Here is a 6613-nt window from a genome sequence, read left to right as displayed (position 1 = left end):
CCATCAGCGGTGTCATGACACCATTCTCCCAAGCATCGAACAAGAATTCGAGCACATCACCATCCCACAATCAGGTGATCAACACACCACCAGAACGCGAAAACCCTTGCAAAACAGCAAGAACTGACGCGACCACAGGGAAGTTCGCGGGCAAGTTGAGGTAGCGCACCGAACACTGAGAACGATGCGTAGGTGTAAGGCGCGCCGCTGCTGTCGTCCAGAGCTGGGACTGGAAGCTGATCGCGGGGTGACAGGTCATCCGAAACCATCACGCGGGAGAAGGCTTTCGCGGTGCATCGCTCCGTCGCTGGGATGTCAATGCCCGCCACTCGAACGCCACGCAGTCGTCCGGCGGGGCTCGGCGGTGCGCCGAGCGGTCCGCCACCCGGGTCCTGTTCGTCCAATGTGGATCGGATGATCATTTGTCCAATGTGGATCTACAGGGTCCGAATTAGTTCGAACACCGGCGCGATGCAAGGAAAAGGGTGCCCACCAGCTCACCCTGCGGTGGGGCTGTGCTGCTCATACGATGCCGGTTGCGCCTCCTGACCGGGGAAGAGGAGGAGGGTTGATGGTCCTGTCGCTGCCCGATGGCACGCTGTCGGGAGAGGAATCCGGCCACCCGAACAGCGTCGCACGTTCGGGTGATTTTCCGCGCAGGGCGGCGGTGCTCGCCAGGATGCGGTCGGAGAACTTCCCGGTCGCCTCCCGGATCCTGCCGCACGGCCTGCGACAGCACCTGCACGCGCTCTACGGGTTCTTCCGGCTGGTCGACTTCGCCGGGGACGAGGCGCCGGGCAACCGCGGCGCGCTGCTGGACTTCCTGGAGGTCGACCTCCGCCGCGCCTACCACGGCGCGGCTCGCATCCCGATCATGCGGGCCCTGACCACCACGGTCACCGAGTGTGCCATTCCGCACGAAGTGCTGGTCAAGTTGATCGAGGCCAACCGGCAGGACCAGCGGGTGCGCCGCTACCGGACCTTCGACGACCTGCTCGACTACTGCGCGTTGTCGGCCAACCCGGTCGGGGAGGCGGTGCTGCACGTCTTCGGCCGGGCCGAGGCCCCGCTGGTCGAGCTGTCCGACCGGATCTGCAGCGCGCTGCAGGTCCTGGAGCACTGCCAGGACCTCGCCGAGGACTACCGCCAGGACCGGGTGTACCTGCCGACCGACGACATGCGGCGCTTCGGGTGCGCTGAAGCGGACCTGGTCGCCGCGCGCGCCCCGACCAGGCTGCGTGGGCTGGTGAGGTACGAAGTGGACCGGGCGCGGCGGATGCTCGAGTCGGGCGCCCCGCTGGTCGGCCGGCTGTCCGGCACGGCCCGGGTCGCGGTCGCCGGGTACGTGGCTGGCGGCCGGGCTACCGCAGCGGCCTTCGCCGCCGCGGGCCACGACCCGCTCGGCCACGACGTGCGGCCGAGCCGGTGGCGCACGTTCGCCGAATGGGGGCGGTTGTCCGTGTTGGGAGGCGCGTGGTGACCCAGTCGACGCGGGTCCGGGACGCTTACCTGGAGTGCGAGCGGATCACGCGGGAGCAGGCGCGGAACTTCTCCTACGGCATCCGGCTGCTGCCCGCCCCGAAGCGGCGGGCGCTGTCGGCGGTGTACGCCTTCGCCCGCCGCGTCGACGACATCGGCGACGGTGACCTCCCACCGCAGGAGAAGCTGCGCGAGCTCCGCCGAGCCCGCGAGGATGTCCACGCGGCCAGCACCGTCTCGACCGACCCGGTGCTGGTCGCCCTGGCCGATGCGGCCGAGCGGCTGTCGCTGCCGATGGCCGCCTTCGACGAGCTGGTCGACGGCTGCGAAGCCGATGTGCGCGGTGCGCGGTACCGGACCTTCGACGAGCTGCTGCACTACTGCCGGTGCGTCGCCGGCTCGATCGGACGCCTGTCGCTGGGCGTGTTCGGCGCGCTCGACCAGGCCACGGCCGAGCGGCGGGCGGATGCGCTCGGCGTCGCGCTGCAGCTGACCAACATCCTGCGCGACGTCCGCGAGGACCACCGCGACGGGCGGGTGTACCTGCCAGCCGAGGACCTGGAGCGCTTCGGGGTCCGGCTGCACCCGGGCAACGGGCTGGTCGAGGACCAGCAGCGGTGGTCGGCGCTGATCCGCTTCCAGACCGCCCGGGCCGAGCAGTGGTACAGCGAGGGACTACTCCTGCTGCCCATGCTGGACCGGCGCAGCCGGGCCTGCTGCGCGTCGATGGCAGGGATCTACCACGAGCTGCTGGCGCGCATCGCCGCCGACCCGGGGGCGGCGCTGAACCAGCGGACCTCGCTTTCGGGCTGGCGCAAGGCCGGGGTCGCAGCACGGTCCTTGGCGGGGATGGCACCGTGAGCCGCGGGCGCGTGATGGTGGTCGGCGGCGGGCTGGCCGGGGTGACCGCGGCGCTGGACCTGGCCGAGGCGGGGTTCGCCGTCGAGCTGCTGGAGACCCGCTCGCGGCTCGGCGGCGCCACCTACTCGTTCCGGCGCGGTGACCTGGTCGTCGACACCGGCCAGCACGTCTTCCTGCGCTGCTACACCGCCTACACCGACCTGCTGCGGCGCATCGGGGCGCAGGACCGGATCGGCATGCAGCACCGGTTCACCGTGCCGGTGCTCAGCCCGAACGGCCGCGCTTCGCTGCTGCGCCGCTGGCAGCTGCCAGCCCCCGGGCACCTGCTCCCGGTGCTGCTGGGCTACCGGCAGCTGACCCCGGTCCAGCGCGCACAGGTGGCGCGGACCTCGCTCGCGCTGCGGGTGCTCGACCCGGACGATCCCGCGCTGGATGCGATCAGCCTCGGTGAATGGCTGCGCCAGCACGGCGAATCGCCGCGAGCGGTGGCGGCGCTGTGGGGCTTGCTCGGCCTGGCCGCGCTCAACGCGGTTCCCGACGACGCGTCGATGTTGCTGGCCGCCAAGGTCTTCCGCACCGGGGTGCTGGACCGCAGTGACAGCGCGGACATCGCCATCCCGCAAGCACCGCTGGGCCAGCTGCACGGCGACGCCGCGCACCGGGCGCTGCTGGCCGTTGGTGCCGGTGTGCGGGTGCGCTGCCGGGTGCGGGCCATCCGGCGCGCTGGCGCGGGTTTCCACGTTTTCGCCAAGGAAGGCGGCACCAGCCGGGAGTTCGCCGCGGACGCGGTGGTCGTGGCAGTGCCGCACCGAGTGGCGGCCGGACTGCTCGCGGACCTGCCGGTGCCCGGCACCGCGGAGTGGGCGCGGCTGTCGGCCGCGCCGATCGTCAACGTGCACCTGCACTACGACCGGCGGGTCACCGGCCTCCGGATGGCCGCGGTGCTGGACTCCCCGGTGCAGTGGGTCTTCGACCGCACCGCGATCTCCGGGGCGCACGGCCAGTACCTGGCGCTGTCGCTGTCGGCCGCCCAAAAGTACGTCGACCAGCGAACCGAGGACCTGCGCGCGCTGTTCGTCCCGGCCGTGCAGCAGCTCTTCCCCCGCGCCCGCGAAGCGGGGTTGGTCGACTTCTTCGTCACCCGCGAACCCCACGCCACCTTCCGGCAGGCACCGGGCACCGCCGCGATCCGCCCGGACGCGCGCACCCCGGTGCCAGGCCTGGCATTGGCCGGGGCGTGGACGGGCACGGGCTGGCCGGACACCACCGAGGGCGCGGTGCGCAGCGGAGCACGTGCGGCCGAGGTGGTGGCCGCGGACCTGCGCGAGCGACACGGCGTGGAGGTGACCGCATGACGACAGTTCTGCCACCGGTCCTGCTCACGGCGCGGGAATCCGTAGACCCCGTGCTACGCCGCGCGGTCGCCCAGCTCGATCCCGACACCCGCCGCGTGTGCGAGTACCACTTCGGCTGGCGGGGCGTCGACGGATCCGCCGAAGGAGGTGGCGGCAAGGCCCTGCGACCAGCGATGGTGCTGCTGTCCGCGCAGTGCGCCCGTCCGCCGGGCCCAGCGGAGCAGGCCATCGCAGCAGCCGCGGCGGTGGAGCTGGTGCACAACTTCTCGCTGCTGCACGACGACGTGATGGACGGCGACACCTCCCGTCGCCACCGCGCCACCGCCTGGACGGTGTTCGGCCGCCCCGCCGCGCTGCTGGCCGGGGACGCGCTGCTGGCGCTGGCCACCGAGGTGCTGCTCGGGTCGAGCTCCCCGCACGCCGCGGCCGCGGCCCGGTCGCTGTCGGCCACCACCCGCGTGCTGATCGCCGGGCAGGCCGCGGACCTGGACTTCGAGCACCGCGCCGAGGTCACGCTCGAGGAGTGCCTGCACATGGCGCACGACAAGACCGCCGCGCTGCTGGCCTGCGCGACCTCGATCGGCGCGCTCACCGCCGGGGCACCGGAGGACACCGTCTTCGGCCTGCACACCTTCGGCACCGAACTCGGCATGGCCTTCCAACTGGTGGACGACCTGCTCGGGCTGTGGGGTGACCCGGAGGTCACCGGCAAACCGGTGCTGTCGGACCTGCGCGCCCGCAAGAAGTCCGTGCCCGTGGTGCACGCGCTGAACTCGGGCACCGCGGCGGGGGAGCGGCTGCGCGAGCTCTACGCCCAACCCGAACCGCTCACCGAGCAGCAGCTGCTCGAAGCCGCCGAGATGGTGCAGCGCGCCGGTTCGGCCGACTGGGCCCGGCAGGAGTGCCAGCGCCGGTTGGCCGCCGCCGACCGCCACCTGCCGCGCGGCCCCCGGGACACCACCGAGGCGTTGACCGAACTCGCCGCGTTCATCGTACGGAGGAAGCTTTGACCGATCAGTTGCAGCAGAGGCCCACCCGCGCGGTCGTGATCCCCGACTCGCGGACCGCGATGGTCGCCGCCCGCGACCACCTGCTGTCCCGGCAGCACCCGGACGGCTGGTGGAAGGGCGAGCTGCAGACCAACGTGACCATGGATGTCGAGGACCTGCTGCTGCGGCAGTTCCTCGGCATCCGCACCGCGGTGGAGACCGAGCAGGCGGCGCGCTGGATCCGCTCCCAGCAGCGCGCCGACGGGACCTGGGCCAACTTCCACGGCGGTCCGGGCGACCTGTCCACCACGGTGGAGGCCTACACCGCGCTCAAGCTGGCCGGGGACGACGTCGACGCCCCGCACATGGCCGCCGCCCGCACCTGGGTCCTGGAGCACGGCGGGCTGGAGGCGACCCGGGTGTTCACCCGGATCTGGCTGGCGCTGTTCGGCGAGTGGTCCTGGGACGAGCTGCCCGCCATGCCACCTGAGCTCGTGCTGCTGCCCAGCTGGTTCCCGCTGAACGTGGCGGACTGGGCGTGCTGGGCGCGCCAGACGGTGGTGCCGCTGACCGTGGTGTGCACCCTGCGGCCCCGCCGGGACCTGGACATCACGGTGCAGGAGCTGCGCACCGGGCGCCCCTGCCCGCCCGCCCGGGCCGAGTGGTCCTGGAAGTACGCCTTCCACCTGCTGGACCGGGTCCTGCACCGGTACCAGAAGCGCCCGCTGCGCAGCGTGCGCAAGCACGCGATGCTGCGCGCCGCGGAGTGGATCGTGGCCCGGCAGGAGGCCGACGGGTCCTGGGGCGGGATCCAGCCGCCGTGGGTGTACTCGCTGCTGGCGCTGCACCTGCTCGGCTACCCGATGGACCACCCGGTGCTGCGGCAGGGCTTGGCCGGGCTGGAGCGGTTCCTGGTCCGGGAGCAGACCCCGCACGGCGTGGTGCGGCGGTTGGAGGCCTGCCAGTCGCCGGTGTGGGACACCGTGCTTGGCATGCAGGCCCTGCACGACGCGGGCGTGCCCAGCGCGCACCCGGCGCTGCGCCGGGCCACCGACTTCCTGCTCGCCGAGGAGATCCGGGTCAAGGGCGACTGGTCGGTCCGCCGCCCGGACCTGCCCGCCGGGGGCGGCTGGGCGTTCGAGTTCGACAACGACGGCTACCCGGACATCGACGACACCGCCGAGGTGCTGCTGGCGCTGCACCGCATGGACCACCCGGACCGGGTCGCGGTGGAGGGCGCGATCGAACGCGGCGCCCGCTGGCTTCGCGGTATGCAGTCGGCCGACGGTGGCTGGGGCGCCTTCGACGCCGACAACACCCGGCAGCTGATCCGCAAGCTGCCGTTCTGCGACTTCGGCGAGGTGATCGACCCGCCGTCGGCCGACGTCACCGCGCACGTGGTCGAGGCGCTCGCCGCGCTGGGCCACGACGACGAGGTGGTCCAGCGCGGGGTGAAGTGGTTGCTGCGCAACCAGGAGAAGGACGGTTCCTGGTTCGGCCGCTGGGGGGCCAACCACGTCTACGGCACCGGAGCGGTGGTCCCGGCCCTGGTGCGCGCCGGGGTCAAGTCCGAGCACCGGGCTCTGCGGCGCGCGGTGAAGTGGTTGGAGAAGCACCAGAACCCCGACGGCGGCTGGGGGGAGGACCTGCGGTCCTACGACGATCCGGCGTGGATCGGCCGCGGCGACTCGACCGCGTCGCAAACCGGGTGGGCGCTGCTGGCGCTGCTGTCCCTGGGGCGGCACAAGACCGACGCGGTCCAGCGCGGTGTGCAGTACCTGGCGCGCACGCAGCGCGCGGACGGCGGCTGGGACGAGCCGCAGTTCACCGGGACGGGCTTCCCCGGCGACTTCTACATCAACTACCACCTGTACCGGGTGATCTTCCCGCTGACCGCCCTCGGCCGGTACCACCAGGCTGGGGGCTGAG

The 6613-nt window shown here is 72.3% G+C and carries 5 protein-coding genes; all 5 read left to right on the top strand.

The window, feature by feature from the left end:
- Positions 1-571: 571 nt before the first annotated feature.
- From hpnC to shc, 5 genes are read left to right on the top strand one after another with little or no spacing between them, the layout of a single operon-like run.
- Positions 572-1480: a squalene synthase HpnC gene (gene hpnC, locus ABT324_RS20080; RefSeq protein WP_351179434.1), complete on the top strand. Its 909-nt coding sequence runs from the start codon at positions 572-574 to the stop codon at positions 1478-1480.
- Positions 1444-2340 (top strand): presqualene diphosphate synthase HpnD, encoded by an 897-nt coding sequence (hpnD, locus tag ABT324_RS20075; RefSeq protein ID WP_502949772.1) that lies wholly within the window; start codon positions 1444-1446, stop codon positions 2338-2340. Before hpnC ends, hpnD begins: the two co-directional genes overlap by 37 nt.
- Before the next feature lie 14 nt (positions 2341-2354).
- Positions 2355-3695 (top strand): hydroxysqualene dehydroxylase HpnE, encoded by a 1341-nt coding sequence (gene hpnE, locus ABT324_RS20070; RefSeq protein WP_351179461.1) that lies wholly within the window; start codon positions 2355-2357, stop codon positions 3693-3695.
- Positions 3692-4705, top strand: coding sequence for a polyprenyl synthetase family protein (locus tag ABT324_RS20065; protein WP_351179428.1), 1014 nt, complete (start codon positions 3692-3694; stop codon positions 4703-4705). The genes hpnE and ABT324_RS20065 overlap by 4 nt, the downstream gene beginning before the upstream one ends.
- Positions 4702-6612, top strand: a complete 1911-nt coding sequence (gene shc / locus ABT324_RS20060) for a squalene--hopene cyclase (RefSeq protein WP_502949771.1) — start codon at positions 4702-4704, stop codon at positions 6610-6612. Before ABT324_RS20065 ends, shc begins: the two co-directional genes overlap by 4 nt.
- Position 6613: the final 1 nt, after the last annotated feature.

This window comes from Saccharopolyspora sp. NPDC000359 (assembly GCF_040300525.1).
GTDB lineage: Bacteria > Actinomycetota > Actinomycetes > Mycobacteriales > Pseudonocardiaceae > Saccharopolyspora.
Note: the sequence above shows the minus strand (reverse complement) of the source record. Positions and strands in the feature narration are given on the sequence as shown.

What these genes read in the sequence shown, in the direction of transcription:
- hpnC (WP_351179434.1), top strand. Translation starts at nt 572, where the DNA reads ATGGTCCTGTCGCTGCCCGATGGCACGCTGTCGGGAGAGGAATCCGGC.
- hpnE (WP_351179461.1), top strand. Translation starts at nt 2,355, where the DNA reads ATGGTGGTCGGCGGCGGGCTGGCCGGGGTGACCGCGGCGCTGGACCTG.
- hpnD (WP_502949772.1), top strand. Translation starts at nt 1,444, where the DNA reads ATGGGGGCGGTTGTCCGTGTTGGGAGGCGCGTGGTGACCCAGTCGACG.
- ABT324_RS20065 (WP_351179428.1), top strand. Translation starts at nt 3,692, where the DNA reads ATGACGACAGTTCTGCCACCGGTCCTGCTCACGGCGCGGGAATCCGTA.